Annotated in this window: 17 protein-coding genes; 11 read left to right on the plus strand and 6 right to left on the minus strand. The window is 67.9% G+C overall.

What is annotated here, in order from left to right; translation table 11 throughout:
• Nucleotides 1-85: 85 nt before the first annotated feature.
• From dbpA to DIS04_RS07030, 4 genes are all read left to right on the plus strand, one after another.
• Nucleotides 86-1,483, plus strand: coding sequence for an ATP-dependent RNA helicase DbpA (dbpA, locus tag DIS04_RS07015; RefSeq protein ID WP_111413310.1), 1,398 nt, complete (start codon nucleotides 86-88; stop codon nucleotides 1,481-1,483).
• Between the two features lie 28 nt (nucleotides 1,484-1,511).
• Nucleotides 1,512-2,414 (plus strand): PA4780 family RIO1-like protein kinase, encoded by a 903-nt coding sequence (locus DIS04_RS07020; protein ID WP_111413064.1) that lies wholly within the window; start codon nucleotides 1,512-1,514, stop codon nucleotides 2,412-2,414.
• A gap of 117 nt (nucleotides 2,415-2,531) precedes the next feature.
• Nucleotides 2,532-3,131: a gamma subclass chorismate mutase AroQ gene (gene aroQ, locus DIS04_RS07025; RefSeq protein WP_111413065.1), complete on the plus strand. Its 600-nt coding sequence runs from the start codon at nucleotides 2,532-2,534 to the stop codon at nucleotides 3,129-3,131.
• Between the two features lie 14 nt (nucleotides 3,132-3,145).
• Entirely contained in the window at nucleotides 3,146-4,417 is a 1,272-nt protein-coding gene (locus tag DIS04_RS07030; protein WP_111413066.1) for an NAD(P)/FAD-dependent oxidoreductase, read from the plus strand.
• 263 nt (nucleotides 4,418-4,680) lie between these two features.
• Here the strand turns inward: DIS04_RS07030 and DIS04_RS07035 are convergent, their stop codons facing one another.
• The 3 genes from DIS04_RS07035 to DIS04_RS07045 form a co-directional block, all read right to left on the minus strand.
• Nucleotides 4,681-5,460 carry a molybdopterin-binding protein gene (locus DIS04_RS07035; RefSeq protein ID WP_111413067.1) on the minus strand — a complete coding sequence of 260 codons (780 nt, stop codon included), beginning with the start codon at nucleotides 5,458-5,460 and terminating at the stop codon, nucleotides 4,681-4,683.
• The gene (locus DIS04_RS07040) at nucleotides 5,444-6,325 is read right to left on the minus strand and encodes a cytochrome b/b6 domain-containing protein (protein WP_111413068.1); all 882 of its coding nucleotides are present in this window, start codon (nucleotides 6,323-6,325) and stop codon (nucleotides 5,444-5,446) included. The genes DIS04_RS07035 and DIS04_RS07040 overlap by 17 nt, the downstream gene beginning before the upstream one ends.
• A 90-nt stretch (nucleotides 6,326-6,415) precedes the next feature.
• Nucleotides 6,416-6,694, minus strand: coding sequence for a hypothetical protein (locus tag DIS04_RS07045; RefSeq protein ID WP_111413069.1), 279 nt, complete (start codon nucleotides 6,692-6,694; stop codon nucleotides 6,416-6,418).
• A 203-nt stretch (nucleotides 6,695-6,897) separates the two neighbouring features.
• On the opposite strand from DIS04_RS07045, the gene DIS04_RS07050 reads away from it, so the two are divergent.
• Both DIS04_RS07050 and DIS04_RS07055 read left to right on the plus strand, forming a co-directional pair.
• A complete protein-coding gene (locus tag DIS04_RS07050; RefSeq protein ID WP_111413070.1) occupies nucleotides 6,898-7,662 on the plus strand; it encodes a response regulator transcription factor in 765 nt (254 codons plus the stop codon).
• Entirely contained in the window at nucleotides 7,659-9,134 is a 1,476-nt protein-coding gene (locus tag DIS04_RS07055) for a sensor histidine kinase (RefSeq protein ID WP_111413071.1), read from the plus strand. The genes DIS04_RS07050 and DIS04_RS07055 overlap by 4 nt, the downstream gene beginning before the upstream one ends.
• A gap of 15 nt (nucleotides 9,135-9,149) precedes the next feature.
• Here the strand turns inward: DIS04_RS07055 and DIS04_RS07060 are convergent, their stop codons facing one another.
• On the minus strand, nucleotides 9,150-9,899 hold the full coding sequence (locus DIS04_RS07060; protein WP_111413072.1) for an NAD(P)H-dependent oxidoreductase: 750 nt from the start codon (nucleotides 9,897-9,899) through the stop codon (nucleotides 9,150-9,152).
• 129 nt (nucleotides 9,900-10,028) lie between these two features.
• Here DIS04_RS07060 and DIS04_RS07065 point away from each other — a divergent pair, with 129 nt between their 5' ends.
• The 3 genes from DIS04_RS07065 (at nucleotide 10,029) to DIS04_RS07075 (ending at nucleotide 13,075) form a co-directional block, all read left to right on the plus strand.
• Nucleotides 10,029-11,069 (plus strand): zinc-dependent alcohol dehydrogenase family protein, encoded by a 1,041-nt coding sequence (locus DIS04_RS07065; protein WP_111413073.1) that lies wholly within the window; start codon nucleotides 10,029-10,031, stop codon nucleotides 11,067-11,069.
• Nucleotides 11,070-11,105: 36 nt separating this feature from the next.
• Complete coding sequence (locus tag DIS04_RS07070) at nucleotides 11,106-11,972, plus strand: LysR family transcriptional regulator (RefSeq protein ID WP_111413074.1); 867 nt, start codon at nucleotides 11,106-11,108, stop codon at nucleotides 11,970-11,972.
• Nucleotides 11,973-12,067: 95 nt separating this feature from the next.
• Entirely contained in the window at nucleotides 12,068-13,075 is a 1,008-nt protein-coding gene (locus DIS04_RS07075) for a zinc-dependent alcohol dehydrogenase family protein (protein ID WP_111413075.1), read from the plus strand.
• Here DIS04_RS07075 and DIS04_RS07080 read toward each other — a convergent pair.
• The gene (locus DIS04_RS07080) at nucleotides 13,072-13,881 is read right to left on the minus strand and encodes a helix-turn-helix domain-containing protein (protein ID WP_179951235.1); all 810 of its coding nucleotides are present in this window, start codon (nucleotides 13,879-13,881) and stop codon (nucleotides 13,072-13,074) included. The two genes, DIS04_RS07075 and DIS04_RS07080, sit on opposite strands and share 4 nt — an antisense overlap.
• 116 nt (nucleotides 13,882-13,997) lie before the next feature.
• On the opposite strand from DIS04_RS07080, the gene DIS04_RS07085 reads away from it, so the two are divergent.
• On the plus strand, nucleotides 13,998-14,318 hold the full coding sequence (locus tag DIS04_RS07085) for a DUF1330 domain-containing protein (protein ID WP_111413077.1): 321 nt from the start codon (nucleotides 13,998-14,000) through the stop codon (nucleotides 14,316-14,318).
• 16 nt (nucleotides 14,319-14,334) lie between these two features.
• Here the strand turns inward: DIS04_RS07085 and DIS04_RS07090 are convergent, their stop codons facing one another.
• Entirely contained in the window at nucleotides 14,335-15,366 is a 1,032-nt protein-coding gene (locus tag DIS04_RS07090; RefSeq protein WP_245904510.1) for an AraC family transcriptional regulator, read from the minus strand.
• 141 nt (nucleotides 15,367-15,507) lie between these two features.
• Between DIS04_RS07090 and DIS04_RS07095 the strand changes: the two genes are divergently transcribed.
• Nucleotides 15,508-16,692, plus strand: a complete 1,185-nt coding sequence (locus DIS04_RS07095) for an MFS transporter (protein WP_111413078.1) — start codon at nucleotides 15,508-15,510, stop codon at nucleotides 16,690-16,692.
• Nucleotides 16,693-16,739: the final 47 nt, after the last annotated feature.

Below are 16,739 nucleotides of genomic sequence, written 5' to 3' on the forward strand. Positions count from 1 at the left end.
GCTTTCCCTCGACTCGTGCTTGTCGCACCCCGTCTTCGTTTGCTTGCCGCCCGGCACCGTTCACTTCTTCTCGCAGGTCCATTCCGTGTCCGATTCTCACCACGGGGCCTTTGCCTCGCTGCCGCTGGCGCCAGCGCTGTTGGCCAACCTCGATTCGCTCGGCTATCGCGCCATGACCCCGATACAGGCCGCCAGCCTGCCCCTGGTGCTGGCCGGGCGCGACGTGATCGCCCAGGCCAGGACCGGTTCGGGCAAGACCGCGGCGTTCGGCCTGGGGCTGCTCGACCGGCTCGACGTCTCGCGCTTTGGCGTGCAGGCGCTGGTGCTCTGCCCCACGCGCGAGCTGGCGGACCAGGTGGCCGGCGAGATCCGGCGGCTGGCGCGCACGCTGCCCAACGTCAAGGTGCTCACCCTGTGCGGCGGGGCGGCACTGGGTCCGCAGCTCGCCTCGCTGGCCCATGGCGCGCATGTGGTGGTGGGCACACCGGGCCGGGTGGAGGAGCACCTGCGCAAGGGCTCGCTCGACCTCGCGCGTCTCGAGACCCTGGTGCTGGACGAGGCCGACCGCATGCTGGACATGGGCTTCCAGCTTGCGATGGAGGCGATCGTCGCCGCGACGCCGGCCAGCCGTCAGACCCTGCTGTTCAGCGCCACCTACAGCGACGATATTCGACGCATCGCCGAGGGGCTGATGCGTAACCCGGCCGAGGTGGCGGTGGCCGAAAGCCATGACGAAAGCACCATCCGTCAGCGTGTCTACCGGGTGACGGACGAGCCGCAGCGCCTCGCGGCCCTGCGCGGGCTGCTGCTGCAGCACCGGCCGCGTAGCAGCGTGGTGTTCTGCAACACCCGGCGCGAGACCCAGGAGGTGGCCGACGCCCTGTGTGACGCGGGGTTCAGTGCCCTGGCGCTGCACGGCGACCTGGAGCAGCGCGACCGCGAGCGCATCCTGGTGCTGTTCGCCAACCACAGCGTCTCCATCCTGGTGGCCACCGACGTGGCGGCGCGCGGGCTGGATATCGAAGCGCTGGATGCGGTATTCAACTACCAGATTGCCCGCGACCTCGAAGTGCACGTGCATCGCGTCGGGCGAACCGGCCGTGCCGGCGGTTCCGGCATCGCCTGTACCCTGGTCACCGAGCGCGAAGCCTACCGGCTCCAGCGGCTGGTCGAGTTCCTCGGCGAGCCGCTGGAGGAAGCGCCGCTGCCGCCGCGCGACGTGCTGGCGCGGGAGCCCTTCCTGCCGGACATGACCACGCTGCAGCTCGACGGCGGCCGGAAGCAGAAGGTGCGCCCCGGTGACATCCTCGGCGCCCTGACCGGCGAGGGTGGCATCGACGGGCCCCAGGTGGGCAAGATCAAGCTGCTGGAACGCAGCGCCTACGTGGCCGTGCGGCGCGAGGTCGCCAAGTCGGCGCTCGACCAGCTCGCCACGGGCAAGCTCAAGGGGCGCTCGTTCCGCGCCCGGCGTGTCAGCCGCTGATGGCCGCTTTAGAACAGTAGGAGGATAGGTGAAGGTACCTAAACGATTGCAGCCGCTGATCGACGACGGCTTGATCGACGCAGTCGAGAGCCAACTGATGAGCGGCAAGGAGGCGCAGGTTTTCGTGGTGATCTCCCACGGCGAGCGCCGCTGCGCCAAGGTCTTCAAGGAGGCCAAGCAGCGCAGCTTCAAGCAGGCGGTGCAGTACCAGGAGGGGCGCCGTGAACGTAACAGCCGCCGCTCGCGGGCCATGGCCAAGAAGACCCGCTACGGCCAGAAGGAGCAGGAGCAGGCCTGGCTCAACGCCGAGGTCGACGCCCTCTACCGGCTGGCGGCAGCGGACGTGCGGGTGCCGCAGCCCTACGGCTTCATCGACGGCGTGCTGCTGATGGAGATGATCAGCGATGCCGAGGGCCTGACAGCCCCGCGCCTGGACGACGTGATCCTGAGCCCCGAGCAGGCCCGTGAGCACTATGACAAGATCCTCCGCGACGTGGTCAAGATGCTGTGCGCGGGCCTGATCCACGGTGACCTGTCCGAGTTCAACGTGCTGCTTGCCGCCGACGGCCCGGTGATCATCGACCTGCCCCAGGCGGTGGATGCCGCCGGCAACAACAGCGCCGAGTGGATGTTCGAGCGCGACGTCGACAACATGCGCCGCTATTTCGGCCGCTTCGCCCCGGAGCTGCTCGGCACCGACTACGGCAAGGAGATCTGGGCGCTGTATGAAGCCGGTGAGCTGCATCCCGAGAGCCAGTTGACGGGCCGCTTCGAGCATGAGACCGGCGCCGTGGACGTGGACGAGCTGATGGCGGTGATCGACGACGTGCGCGAGGAGGAGGCATATCGCCAGGGGGCGCGCAACCGCGGCGACGAGCCCGGCGTCGAGGAGGCCGCCGAGGAGTGGCAGGCCTCCCAGCGGGAGCGTTGAACCCAGTCGGAGCGGCCAGGCAAACGCGGCTGGTCTAGCTCGGGTTTTTCCTGCCACACTCTAGCTCGGAACTCGACCACTCCCTGCCCACTACCCAACAGCCAAGAGAGTATCGTCATGTCGGTGCGTAAGGTGCCTCTCCTTTATCCCGGACGCTTCCTCGTCATTGCCTTTGCCCTGTTGCTGCTGCTGGCAGGCTGCCAGACCCAGCCGCCGGAGCCCCCCGACGAAGACAAGGCGACCATCGACCGCATGCTGGTCATGATCGACGAACGGCTCGACGTGGCGCCGCTGGTGGCCCAGGCCAAGTGGAACAGCGGTGCGCCCATCGAGGCGCCCGAGCGAGAGGCGCAGATTCTCGACCAGGTGGCGGAGGAGGCCGAAGCGGCCGGTGTCGACGAGGCGTTCGCCCGCGACTTCTTCGAGAAGCAGTTCGAAGCCAGCAAGCAGATTCAGCGGCGCCTGCACCATCAATGGCTGCAAGAGGGACGCTCGACCTTTGCCGACCCGCCCGATCTCGCCGAGGAGGTGCGCCCGGTGCTCGACCGCCTGACGCCGCAGCTGATCGAGTCGCTGGCCGAGCTCGAGCGCATTGCCGAGGCCCAGGGCTCGGGCCGCTATCTCGAGCGGCGCGCGGCGGAGCTGATCCAGGACGATTTCGACGGCGAACCGCGCGAGGTGGCGGTCGCGCCACTGCTAGAGCGGCTGGCGCGGTAGCGGGCGTGCCGGCGATGCAGACGACCCACGACCAGGCCGGCGGCAGCCGTGTCGCCGTGGTGGGAGCCGGCGTGGTCGGCATGGCCACCGCGTTGGCCCTTCAGCAGCACGGCCTGTCGGTGACGGTGCTCGATCCCCAGGGGCCGGGGGAAGGCACCTCTTCCGGCAACGCCGGCTTCATCGCCGCCGAGCTGATCGACCCGCTGTCGACGCCCGCCATGCTGCGCCAGGCGCCGCGCCTGTGGCTGGACCCCCACGGCGCCGTGGCCATGCCGCTACGCTACCTGCCGCGGCTGCTGCCCTGGCTGGCGCGCTTCATCGCCGCGGCCCGTCCCGCCCAGGTGACCAGGGGGCGCCAGGCGCTGGCGGCGCTCAACGGGGCCGCGGTGGCCGCCTGGCGGCGCTGCCTGGCCGCCATCGGTGCCGAGGAGGAACTGGTGGCATCGGGCTACCTGCTGGTGTGGGAGTCCGAACGGGGGCGCGCCGAGGCCAGGCGCCACATGGAGCATATGCGGCGCTGGGGGCACGAGGTGGAGTGGCTGGAGGCGGAGCAGATCCGCGCACGCGAGCCAGGGCTGTCGGACCGGCTCAGCCACGGGCTCTTCTTCCCCGGTGGCCATCAGGTGCGCGACCCGCTCGTTCTGGTGCGTCGTCTGGCGCAGGCCTTCGAGGCCGGCGGCGGCGAGTTTCGCCGAGCCCGGGTCGAAGGCCTGGCGGCTACCCCCCAGGGCGTGGCGCTGCAGACGTCGCAGGGCAACCTGGCCTTCGACCAGGCCGTGGTGGCGGCCGGCGCCTGGAGCCATCACCTGGCCGCGGGCCTGGGGCTCGAGGTGCCGCTGGAGACCGAGCGTGGCTACCACCTGACCCTGCCCGAGCGGGGCCAGGCGTTGCGCCAGCCGGTGGGCTCGGCCGAGCGCCGCTGCGTGATGACGCCGATGAGTTGCGGCCTGCGCGTGGTCGGCTTCACCGAGCTCGGCGGGCTCGCGCTGCCCCCCGACAAGCGCCGCTATGCGTCGCTGCGCCGACACGCCTGCCGCCTGCTGGCGGATGCGACGGGCCTCGAGGCATCCACGGAGTGGATGGGCTTCCGCCCGACGCTGCCCGATTCGCTGCCGGTCATCGACACCCACCCCGACCATCCGTCGATTCACTTCGCCTTCGGCCACCAGCACCTGGGGCTGACCCAGGCGGCGATCACGGCGGAACTCGTCGGCGCCCTGGTGAAGGGGGAGGCTCCGGCGCTGGATCTTGCCCCCTACCGGGTGACTCGCTTCCAGCGGACCTGAAGCCAAGGGCAAGAGTCCGCTTAGTGCGTTTCCCAGATTTCGGACATAGCCTAGAGTGACTCGCGAGGCAGACCGTGCCATTCCCGTCTTCGAGTCGGCGGGCGCAAACCGAGCCGGGGGGCCGTCGCAGCGTTCGATGGCACCGTTACGGCCGAGACGCTGACCGCGGTCAAGGGCATCGCGGTGGCGGCCGCTTCCGGTGCCAGCCAACCTCTCATCGCTCGCGACATAAATCAGCATTTCCCCTAAGCTTCGCAAATGGCTCATATCCCTGCCCACCATTCATAGCCGCGGTCCTCCCAATAACCGCCCCGACCGCGGCCGAGGTGAGCGAAACTCTCCACCAGTTCGATGCGCATCACGTACTTGGCCATCTTGTAGCCGAGCTGGCGCTCCGCTCGCAGTCTTATTGGGGCGCCGTTGGCAACGGGCAGATTGCCACCGTTCAGGCCGTAGGCCATCAGCGTCTGGGGGTGATAGGCCTCGATCATGTCCAGGCTTTCGTAATAGGCATCCCCGCCGCGGTAGCGGTCGGCACAGTGGAAGACCACGAAGCGCGCCTCGTCACGCACCCCGACCTGGGCCAGCAGGTCACCGAGGACCACGCCGGTCCATTGGCCGATGCAGCTCCAGCCCTCGACGCAGTCGTGGCGGGTGATCTGGGTACGCGAGGGCATGCTCCTCAGCTCATCGAGCGAAAAGCGTTGCGGACGCTCGACCAGCCCATCGACCGTCAGGCGCCAGTCGCGGAAGCCGTCGGCCGCCAGGCGTCGGTAGGTTGCGTCCTGCGGGTCGGTCGTGCCGTTGGCGCGAAAGGTCGGCGCAATGTCCTCGGGCGAGTATTCACGGGCGAGGGATTCGCGCGAGGCCAGCAGGCGCTGGGCTTTCTGGGTCAAGGCACTGCTGGCATCGAACAGCCGGCCCATGGTGTCGCTACGCGACAGCCGGTCGCAGCCCGTCAGCAGGACGGCGGATGCGGCCAGCAGCGAGCGGGTCAGAAAGCGTCGACGGCGAGGATCGGTGGGTCTATTTTTGCTGTTCATCGGAAAGCACCTCCTCGCTCGCGGGCAGGCCCGGGGGCAGGCGATAGCGCCCGGTGATCATCGAGCGCAAGTTGTTGGCGACGCCGGAGACCAGCACCAGCACGATGTGGATCAGGAAAAAAATCACCAGGGCCAGGGCGCACAGGAAGTGGATCGTTCGAGCGCTCTGGCGGCCGCCGAAGAGATCCAGCAGCCAGGGCCAGGCGGCATCCATGGTCGGTGACATGGTCAGCCCGGTCAGCACGACCAATGGCATGACGACGAACAGCACCAGCAGGTAGGCGAGCTTCTGCAGCAAGTTGTAATGGCGCGCTTGCTCGCCGCGCGGAAAGCGCAGCCGCAGGTGGTCGTAGAAGGACTGGCCGAGGGTTCGCCATTCCTGCCGACGCGGCAGCAAACGTCGCCTTAGCTGACCGCTGAGGACCAGATACGCCAGGTAGGCGAGCAGCATGGGAACGAAGACCCAGGCGGCGAGAAAATGCCACCCACGACCCGCAGACAGCCAGCGCGGGCCGGGCAGGGTGGCCCAGGCCGGGAAAGCGCGTCGTTCTCGGGCCTCATCCGGGCCGGAAACGCCCAGCACCCCGGTAGTATCGAAACGGTAGGGGCCGACCTGGGTGATGCCGCGCCACTCGCCGTCGTCACCCGTCGCGGCGCGAATCGACAGTGCCGGGTTGGCGAAACTGGAATCCTTGCCCCAATACAGGGCGGGATGGGCGTTGAAGATCTGCAGGCCACTCATCAACAACACCAACAGACAGGCGGCATTGACCCAATGCCAGAGCCGTGTGAAGGCGCCATGTCGCTGGATGACCGTGGCAGCCTGGTCCCTGTTCGTACCGGTGAATGAGTCGAAGATACGCATCGCGGCACCCTCCTGCGAGCGAAGATCGAGAAAAATCGGCCGGTGGCGGGAAGGAATGGACGAGCACCGGCCGATACCGCGAGTCGAGCTTCACATGGCATCGTCGTCCGACATCATGTCGTCGTCTTCCTCCTCCATCATGTGATCGTCTTCCTCCATCATTGCGCCTTTCTCTTCCATGGCGTCTTCTTCCATCATCGCGTCCTTCTCTTCCATGGCATCGCTGCCCATGTCATCGCCGGTCATGGCCTCGTGCTCCATGCTGTCGCTTTCCATGGGCTCGTCGGCCAGGGCGACGGTCGGCAGCAGCAGCGCGGTGGCGAGCAGGGTGGCAAACAGCGCGGTCTTGGGACGGTTCAACGGGTTCATCGGCTTGCACCTCTTGTTCGGATTGGTTGTTCGGATTGGCCGTCGGCGGTATGCCGGAGCGGCAAGGGTCACACTAGTCAGGCACTGCCATGGGTTCATCACGGAACCATCACGCCGTGGTATCTTTTTCCGTGATGATTTCGTGATGTAGCAGAGCCAGTGCCGTTCTAGAGTGGGCGCAGGCAACGGGCGGGAGTCTGGCGATGAGCTATCGAATCCTCTGTGTCGAGGACAATGCCGAGATCGGCAGGCTGCTCACCGAATCGCTGGCGGCGGCGGGGTATGCCTGTGACTGGGTTCGCGACGGCGAGGCGGCGCTGGCACTGCTTGGTGCCGAGGCGGCGGGAGTACGCTATGACCTGGTGACCCTGGACCTGATGCTGCCCGGCGTGGATGGCCTGGAAGTGTGCCGCCAGCTACGTCGTCGCGACAGCCTGACGCCGGTGCTGATGGTGACCGCCAAGGCGGCGATCCGCGACGTGGTGGTGGGGCTGGAGATCGGTGCCGACGATTACGTCACCAAGCCCTTCGCCATGCCGATCCTGATGGCCCGGATCCAGGCCCTGCTGCGCCGTGGCCAGCGCCAGGCGCCCAGCGACGACGGCCTCGCCAGCACGCCGCCGCTGGTCTGCGGCCCGCTGGTCATCGATGCCGACCGGCACCGGGTCCAGCTCGATGGCAAGCCGCTTCAGCTCACCGGCAAGGAGTTCGCGCTGCTTTCGCTCTTCGCGCGCCATCCCGGGCGCAGCTTCAGCCGCGGCGAGCTGCTCGACCATGTCTGGGGCGAGGAATTCGATGGCTACGATCACACCGTGAATACCCATATCAATCGTCTGCGCAACAAGATCGAGGTCGACCCGGCCAGGCCGCGCTTCATCCAGACCGTCTGGGGGGTGGGCTATCGCTTCGCCGAGACACCGGAGGGCCAGGGCTCGCCGTCGTCCGCGCCGGGCGCCGAGCGCCCATGAGGGGGCTGCTGCGCCGCTGCGGGCGGCTGGGTCGTAGCCTCTATGCGCGCATCGCGCTGGTCTACCTGAGCAGCCTGTTGCTGCTGTCGGTGGCCACCGCCTGGATCGCCATCAGCCAGTTCAACCAGCTCACCCGGGAACTGCAGCAGCGGATGGAGATCGATCTCGCCAAGAATCTCGCCCAGGTCATGCAGCCGGCCTTGCGGCAAGGTGCCGGGAGCGACGCCGCGCGCGACATGGCTCGCCATATTCTGTCGATCAACCCCTCCTTGTCGCTGTATGTGCTCGACGAGCAGGGCAGGGTGATCGCCGACTACGCCGAGCCGGCCTGCGGGCTGGGGCGGCGGATCGAGGTTGGGGCGCTGGAAACCCTGCTGAGTGAAGAGCCGATGCTGCCCGTGCTGGCGACGGCGCCCTGCGGTAGCGAACCGGGCATCTTCTCCGTCGCGCCCATCCAGCATGGTCAAGCGCGCCGCCAGGGCTTTCTTTACGTCGATCTCGCCAATGCCGGCCAGGCATCGATGTTCTCCATGCTGCGCACCAGCTCCATCACTCGCACCCTGGTCGCGGCCGGGTTGATGGCGCTACTGGTGTCCGGGGTCTTCGGCCTGGTGTGGTTCGCGCTGCTGACCCGACGCTTCTCGCGCCTGACCACGGCGGTACAGCGATTCGCCAACGGCGACTACGGGCAGCGCATCGCCACGCCCCGCGACGACGAGCTGGGCCGCCTGGCCAGGGCCTTCAACGACATGGCCGGGACCATCGAGGCACAGCTCCAGGCCATGCGCGAGACCGATCGCCAGCGCCGCGAGCTGGTTGCCAACCTCTCGCATGACTTCCGCACGCCGCTGACTTCGCTGCGCGGCTATGCCGAACAGCTGCTGGCCGCGGAGACCGCCGACGAGGGCCGCCGGCGCATGCTGATGGCAATTCTCGACAATGCCGACCGCTTGACCCGTCTCGCGCAGCAGCTCTCGACCCTGGCGCGGCTGGATGCCGACGACCGGCCACTGCAGTGCGAGCCGTTCTCGCTGGCCGAGCTGGCCCACGATATCGTCGGCAAGTTCCAGCATCAGGCCCGCGAGGCCGGCATCGCACTGACGGTAGCCTGCGAGCCCTCACTGCCCCGGGTCGAGGCCGATCTGGGGCTGATCGACCGGCTGTTGTCCAATCTGATCGACAATGCCCTGCGCGCCACCCCCGCCGGGGGCTGGGTGCGTCTCGACGCCGAAGCGTTGCCGGAGGGGGTGCGGTTGGCGGTGATCGACAACGGCGTCGGTATCCCCGAGGAGGAGTTGCCGCTGGTGACCCAGCGCTTCTACCGCACCCGGGCCAGCCTCGCCAGGGGCGATGGCTCGGGGCTGGGGCTGTCGATCGTGCGCGAGATCTGCGAACGGCAAGGGGTGGCGTGGAAGATCGTCAGCGCGCCGGGGAAGGGCACCGAGGTGAGCGTCATCCTGCCCCGCGCGTGACGCTCACCCAGGCATTCACAGTCGCCAGGTCTCGGGATGTCCCGCTTTCAGCACGCCCTGCTCGTCCCAGTCGTCCCAGCCGGCGAAGGGGATCGGCGCCTCGCCGTCGAGCCCTTCCAGCCGCCGTGCCCAGGCGGCCTTCTCCGCTTCCAGGCGTTCACGGAACGCCGCCTCGTCCTGGTAGCTGAGCCCGCCGCCCTGCACCCCGTAGGTGACCTGGGGCGGCAGCACCTGTACCCCGAGGTAGTAGAGCGAGTAGTGGATCGGCCACAGCAGCGCCACGATATGGCCGCTGCGGCCATGTCGGCTGAAGGTCGGCGCCGGGGCGCCGGTGGTCACCGAGAGCATCACCCGCTTGTCGGGGAAACGGCCGCGGTCGTAGCGCATGCGACCGCTGTAGAGCCCACCGTAGATGAATACCCGATCGAACCAGCCCTTGAGCATGGCCGGCTGGGCGTGCCACCACAGCGGAAACTGCAGGATCACCAGGTCGGCGCGCTCCAGGCGTTCGATCTCACGCTTCACGTCGGCGGGCAGAGTGCCGCCTTCAAAAGCGCTGCGCTGCTCGGTGAGGGGGAAGAATGTCTCGGGCTCGGCCCGTTCGACGTAGTGGCCAGGCCCCTCCAGCGGATCGAAGCCTTCGGCGTAGAGGTCCGAGACCTCGACACGGTAGCCTTGCCGCTGCAGGGTCTCGACGGCGACCTCCTTCAGGGCGCCATTGAACGAGTGGGGTTCGGGGTGGCAGAACACGATCAGGGCATGCATCTTGGGTCTCCGCTTCGCTGGCCTACGTGATGCTTGCCTTCAGGCTATGCTGTACGCTGGCGATCCGATATTCCCAAAGACTGACAATCGATTTTGCATATTTGAACAGCCTGCCAGAGAGGACCTTGCATGAAAGCCGTGGTCTACGAGGCCTTTTCCGCTCCACCGCAAATCCAGCACGTTCCCGACCCGACGCCGGAAGCGCACGGCGTGGTGGTCAAGGTGATGGCGACGGGCGTTTGCCGTAGCGACTGGCACGGCTGGATGGGCCACGACCCCGACATCCGGCTGCCTCACGTGCCGGGGCACGAACTGGCGGGCATCGTCGAGGCGGTGGGCAAGGACGTGACGCAATGGCGTGCCGGCGATCGCGTCACGGTGCCGTTCGTCGGCGGCTGCGGCAGTTGTCCCGAGTGCTACTCGGGGAATCACCAGGTCTGCGACAGTCAGTTCCAGCCTGGCTTCACCCACTGGGGCTCCTTCGCCCAGTATGTCGGTATCCACCAGGCGGACATCAACCTGGTGGCCTTGCCGGAGACGCTGGATTTCGCCACGGCGGCCAGCCTGGGCTGCCGCTTCGTGACCTCGTTTCGCGCCGTGGTCGACCAGGGCAAGGCGTCCGCCGGGCAGTGGGTGGCGGTGCACGGCTGCGGCGGTGTCGGCCTCTCCGCGATCATGATCGCCAATGCCGTGGGCGCCAACGTGGTGGCCGTCGATATCTCGGCCGAGAAGCTCCAGTTGGCCCGCGAGCTGGGCGCGGTGGCCACCGTGAACGCGACCGAGGTGGCGAGCGTTGCGGAGGCCGTCATCGAGGTGACGCGGGGCGGTGCCCACGTGTCGCTGGATGCGCTGGGGCACCCCACTACCTGTTTCAACTCGATCAGCAATTTGCGCAAGCGCGGCAAGCACGTTCAGGTCGGGCTCATGCTGGCCGATCACAGCACGCCGGCCATTCCGATGAGCAAGGTGATCGCCAACGAGCTCGAGATCCTCGGCAGCCACGGCATGCAGGCCCATCGCTACGGCGCCATGCTCGACATGATCCAGACCGGCAAGCTCTCGCCCGAGAGGCTGGTTGGCCAACGGATCGACCTGGAACAGTCGATCAAGGCGCTGACGAGCATGGACGAGTTCCAGGGTGTTGGCGTGACCGTGATCACCGAATTCTGAGTCGCAGGGTCCACGTCATGCCGATGAGGGCGCATCGTGAATGAGCAGTCGCTGCATTGGGACGACCTGCGCGTGGTGCAGGCCATCGCCGAGGCGGGCTCGCTCTCCGGCGCCGGGCGGCGGCTGGGAGCCAGCCACGCCACGGTGTTCCGCCGCCTGAACGCCATCGAGCGGCGCCTGGGCGTGGCGCTGTTCGAGCGCTCGCGCACGGGCTACGCACCGACCCCGGCGGGGGAGGACCTGGCGGCGACCGCCGCTCGCGTGGAGACCGAGGTGCTGGGGGCGGAGCGGCGCGTGGCGGGGCGTGACCTGCGTCTCTCCGGCACCATCCGCGTGACCACCACCGACACGCTGCTGATGGGGCTGCTGTCGCCGATCTTTGCCGACTTCCAGCGTACGCATCCCGAGATCGTGCTCGAGGTGGCGGTCTCCAACCAGCTGTTCAACCTCTCCCAGCGCGACGCCGACGTGGCGGTGCGGCCTTCTCAAGCGCCACCCGAGCACCTGGTGGGGCGGCGGATCGGCACCATCGCCCAGGCCATTTACGCCCGTTCCGATAGCGCCGCCGATGCCTGGGTCGGGCCGGATCGCCATCTGGGCTATGCCGCGCTCGATGCCTGGATGGCCGAGCAAGGAGCGAATGCGTGCTGCCGCTATCGCGTCGACACCATGTTCGGCATGCTGGCCGCCGCCCGCGACGGGCTGGGCCGTGCCGTGCTGCCCTGCTATCTCGCCGATGCCGAACCGGCGCTCACGCGGATCGGCGAGCCGATCCCCGAGCTCGCCACCGACCTGTGGCTGCTGACCCATCCCGACCTGCGCCGGGTGGCGCGCATCCGTGCCTTCATGGCCTTCGTGGCCGAGGCCGTGCAAGACGTCGAGTCTCGCCTCGAGGGCAGGTAAAGTGGGGGACCCTTGTCCTCCCTCCGGCATGATGGACTAGTCTCTTGGCACTCTCGTTGAAAGCGAAAGGCAATGAAAGATAGAGGAGTACCGAGATGAAAGTGGTAACCCTGAAGAGCCCTGGCGGGCTGGACCAGTTGAAAGTCGTCGAGCGGGAGGCACCCGGTGAGCCGGGGCCGGGCGAGATCCGCGTGCGCGTGCATGCCAGTTCGCTCAATTTCCATGACTACGGTGTGGTATCCGGCAAGATGCCGACCGAGGATGGTCGCATTCCCATGTCCGACGGTGCAGGCGTGGTCGAGGCGGTAGGCGAGGGCGTCGAGGCGTTCGCCGTGGGCGATGCGGTGGTCTCCACCTTCTTCCCCTACTGGCTCGACGGCCCGGCGCGGGTCGGCGATTTCAAGACCACGCCTGGCGACGGTGTCGACGGCTACGCCCGCGAGCAGGTCATTCGCCCGGCCACCTGGTTCACCCACGCGCCACAAGGCTACAGCCACGAAGAGGCTGCGACCCTGACCACCGCGGGCCTCACCGCCTGGCGCGCGCTGGTGGTGGACGGCCATCTCAAGGCCGGCGATACCATCCTCACCCTGGGTACCGGCGGCGTTTCCATCTTCGCCCTGCAGTTCGCCAAGGCGATGGGGGCGCGGGTGATCTCCACCTCGTCTTCCGACGAGAAGATCGAACGGCTCAAGCAGCTTGGCGCCGACCACACCCTCAACTACAAGGCCGAGCCGGAGTGGGGCAAGAAGGTGAAGTCGCTGACCGACGGCCAGGGCGTCGACCATGTGATCGAGGTCGGTGGGCCGGGTACGCTGCCGCAGTCCATCGACGCCGTGCGCATCGGCGGCCATATCTCGCTGATCGGCGTGCTGACGGGGCGTGGGGGCGAGGTACCCACCGCCAAGCTGATGGCCAAGCAGGCGCGCCTGCAGGGGCTGATCGTCGGCAGCCGTATCCACCAGCAGGAGATGGTGCGTGGCATCGAGGCCAGCGGCGTACGCCCGATCATCGACAGCACCTTCGAACTCGAGGAGATCGCCGACGCCTTCCGCCACGAGGAGGCGGGGAAGCACTTCGGCAAGATCTGTCTTTCCTTCTAGCCGGAGGAGGCCGCCGCCAGCTGCTGTAGCGCGTCCTGGGTGGCGGCGTCCGCGGGGAAGAACGACTCGATGGCGAGTTCCTCCAGCGTGATGTCGAGCGGGGTGCCGAACACCGTGGTGGTACTCAACAGCGACAGCACGCGGCCATCCGGCATGACCAGCTCCAGCGGCACGACGATGCCGCCGTGGCGCGACGGTGCGCTGGCCAGATGGGGGCGAGCGCCGGCCGGCACCGGATAACCCTTCAGCTCCTCGGCGAGTTCGATGAGCGCCGGGTCGGCGGTCGTCTCGGCCTGGCGCGCTAGTCGCTCGAGAATGTGGGCGCGCCATTCGCGGAAATTGCCGATGCGCGATGCAAGCCCCTGGGGATGCAGGGTGAGCCGCAGCACGTTGACCGGGGGCTTCAGCAGTTCGGCGTCGATGCCATCGAGCAGCGCCTCGAGCGGCCGATTGGCCATCAGCAGGTGCCAGTGGCGGTCGACGGCCAGCGCCGGGTAGGGGGCGTGGCTTGCGAGCAACCGCTCGATCACGCTGCGAACCGTCTCGAATTCGGGCGCGTCGATAGGGCGTTCCCCGTAAGCCGGAGCGAAGCCGGCGGCGAGCAGCAGCCGGTTGCGTTCGCGCAGGGGAATGCCCAACTGTTCCGTCAGGCGCAGCAACATTTCCCGGCTCGGCGTGGCGCGGCCGGACTCGACGAAGCTCAGGTGGCGCTGGGAGACGTCGGCCTCGGTGGCGAGCGCGAGCTGGCTCAGCCGCCGCCGCTGGCGCCACGCCTTCAACAGCTGCCCGGGGGTGGGGGAGTCCATGGTCATGGCACCAGATTAGCGCCAAGCGATATGCCTGGCCATTACCATGCAGGTAATCGCCAGGTTCTGTGAGGCGGGCGAAGCTGTCCAGGCAAACCCACCACAGGAGCGTTGCCATGACCGCCTACGCCATCGCCCACCTGCAGGATGTCACCCTGGGCCCCGAGATCGTCGAGTACCTGGAGAAGATCGATGCCACCCTCGCGCCCTACGGTGGCCGCTACCTGATCCACGGCGGCGCCACCGATGTGCTGGAGGGCAGCTGGAAGGGCGACACCATCATGCTTGGCTTCCCCAGCCTGGAGCAGGCCCGAGCCTGGTATCGCTCCGAGGCCTACCAGGCCATCATGCCGCTGCGCACCGCCAACGCCGTAGGCGATGTCATTCTGGTGGAAGGCGTCGAGGAAGGGCACCGGGGCGTCGACATTCTCGGCTGAAGGGACTCCGGCACCGTCAGCCCGGCTCGACGACCGGGCGTGCGTATTCGCCCTTGGCTGTGGTAGCCCTCGGGGCAACCGAGGTCACATCGGCGCCGGCCTCGCGCTGATGGCGCAAGGCACCGGGCGGATGGCCGTGGACACGCTTGAAGGCGCGGCTGAAGGCGGCCGCGCTGCCGTAGCCCAGGCGGTAGGCCACGGTTTCGATGGGTTGCCGCTCCCGGCCGATCCACTGGGCCGCCAGGCGCATGCGCAGCTCGGTCACGTAGCGATGCGGTGTCATGCCCGTTACCGCCAGGAAGCGCTCGGCGAACACCGAGCGCGAGCTGCCCATCTCGGCGGCAAGCTCCGCCACCGTCCAGTGGCGCCCCGGCTCGCGATGCAGCGCGGCGATGACGCGCCCCAGGCGCGGGTCGCGCAGCGCCTCGACCCAGCCGCTGGCATCGCCACAGCCGCACTCCACCCAGCCGCGCACGATGAAGGCGGCCATCACGTCGGCGAGCCGCGCCAGGATAGCGGCATAGCCCGCCCGTTCACTTCTCGCCTCGCGCTCCATTGCCTCGAGCATGGGCAGGATCTCGGGCTGGCGCTCGAGCAGGGTGCCGACGTACATCACCTCGGGCATCAGCGAGACCAGTGCGTGCATGCTGCCCAGGTCGAATTCCATGCAGCCGCTGAAGGTCAGGGCGCCGTCGAGGATGCAGCCTTGGGGGCAGGCGCGGATCGCGCTGACCGCCTCGCACAGCCTGGCGCTTTCGAAGGTGGTGACGTCCCGGGCCGGCTGGTCGGGGGAGGAGAGCAGGGCGTGGGGACCGCCCCGCGGCAGCAGCAGTGCGTCCCCCGTCGAGAGGGTATGCACGCTGCCGCTGGGGCTGCGCAGGTAGACGGGGCCGCGTGCGACGAAGTGGAACTGGGCCCAGCCCTCCACCTGGCCGAACTCCACTCCCAGCGGGGGTGAGAGCTGAATGCGGCGATAGGCGATGCCGCGCAGGCGCATGCCGAGCAGCAGCTCGCTGACCAGATCGCTGGGCAGTTCCGGCGTTGGCATCTTGGGTTCCTGTTTCGGTTGGTATTCATCAGCTTCGGATGAATGATCAAGCATTCGAGAGTTTCTAGCATAGATCGTCCGGGCTGATCGCTCTAGTCTTCTCGTTCCTGACGAACGCTTCTCTAGGATAGGAGAACGAACATGAACGAGTTGGTACAGCGGACACGGCCCGCTTGGGGGGCGGTCATCTCGATGGCCCTCGGCGTGTTCGGGCTGGTCACCGCGGAGTTCCTGCCCGCCAGCCTGCTCACACCCATGGCGGCCGACCTTGGCGTGACCGAGGGCATGGCGGGGCAGGCGGTGACCGCTACCGCGGCGGTGGCACTCTTGACCAGCCTGTTGATCTCCACCGCCACCCGCCGCATCGACCGGCGCCATGTGCTGCTGGGCTTCTCGCTGCTGCTGGTGGCCTCGAACCTGGTGGTGGCGTTTGCCCCCAGCCTATCGGTGTTGCTCCTCGGGCGCGTGCTGCTGGGACTGGCGCTGGGCGGGTTCTGGACCATGTCGATCGCTACCGTGATGCGCCTGGTGCCCGAGGAGATGGTGCCGCGGGGGCTGTCGATCATGTTCAGCGGGGTCTCCGCGGCAACCATCGCCGCGGCGCCGCTGGGCAGCTACTTCGGCGACCTGCTCGGCTGGCGCGACGTGTTCCTGCTGGCCGCGCTGCTCGGCGTGCTGGCGCTGGCGGTGCAGTTCATGACCCTGCCGCGCATGGCGCCGAGTGGGCAGGCACGCCTGCGCACCCTGTTCGACGTGCTGATGCGGCCGCGGGTCGGCCTGGGCATGCTGGCCGCGGCCCTGGTCTTCACCGGCCACTTCGCCTTCTTCACCTACATCCGGCCATTTCTCGAGACCGTGACCGGCGTCGGCGTGACCGGCGTGGCCACCATCCTGCTCGGCTTCGGCGTGGCCAATTTCCTGGGTAACTACCTGGGCGGTTGGTTGGTCGAGCGCAGCCTGCGCCTGACCATGATCGCGATGCCGCTGCTGATGGGCTCGCTCGGGGTGGCACTGGTGGTGCTGCAAAGTACGCCAGCTACGGACGCCGTGCTGGTGGCAATGTGGGGGCTGGCCTTCGGCGCCATCCCGGTGGCGTGGTCGACCTGGCTCACCCGCACGGTGCCCGACGAGGCCGAGAGCGCCAGTGGCTTGTTGGTAGCCGCCATCAACCTGGCGATCGCTACCGGGGCGGCGGCCGGCGGTATCATCTTCGACCTGGGCGGAGCGTTGAACGTGTTTGCCGCCAGTGGTGCGGTGCTGCTGCTGGCCGCGCTGATGATCCTGATGGGCGTGAGGACGCGGCCTCTGGCTGCTGCCGGAACCTGAAGACCGCTTCAACAGGAACACTGCCTGGATGAGTGCGGCCCGCTTCG

Source organism: Billgrantia lactosivorans (assembly GCF_003254665.1).
GTDB lineage: Bacteria > Pseudomonadota > Gammaproteobacteria > Pseudomonadales > Halomonadaceae > Halomonas > Halomonas lactosivorans.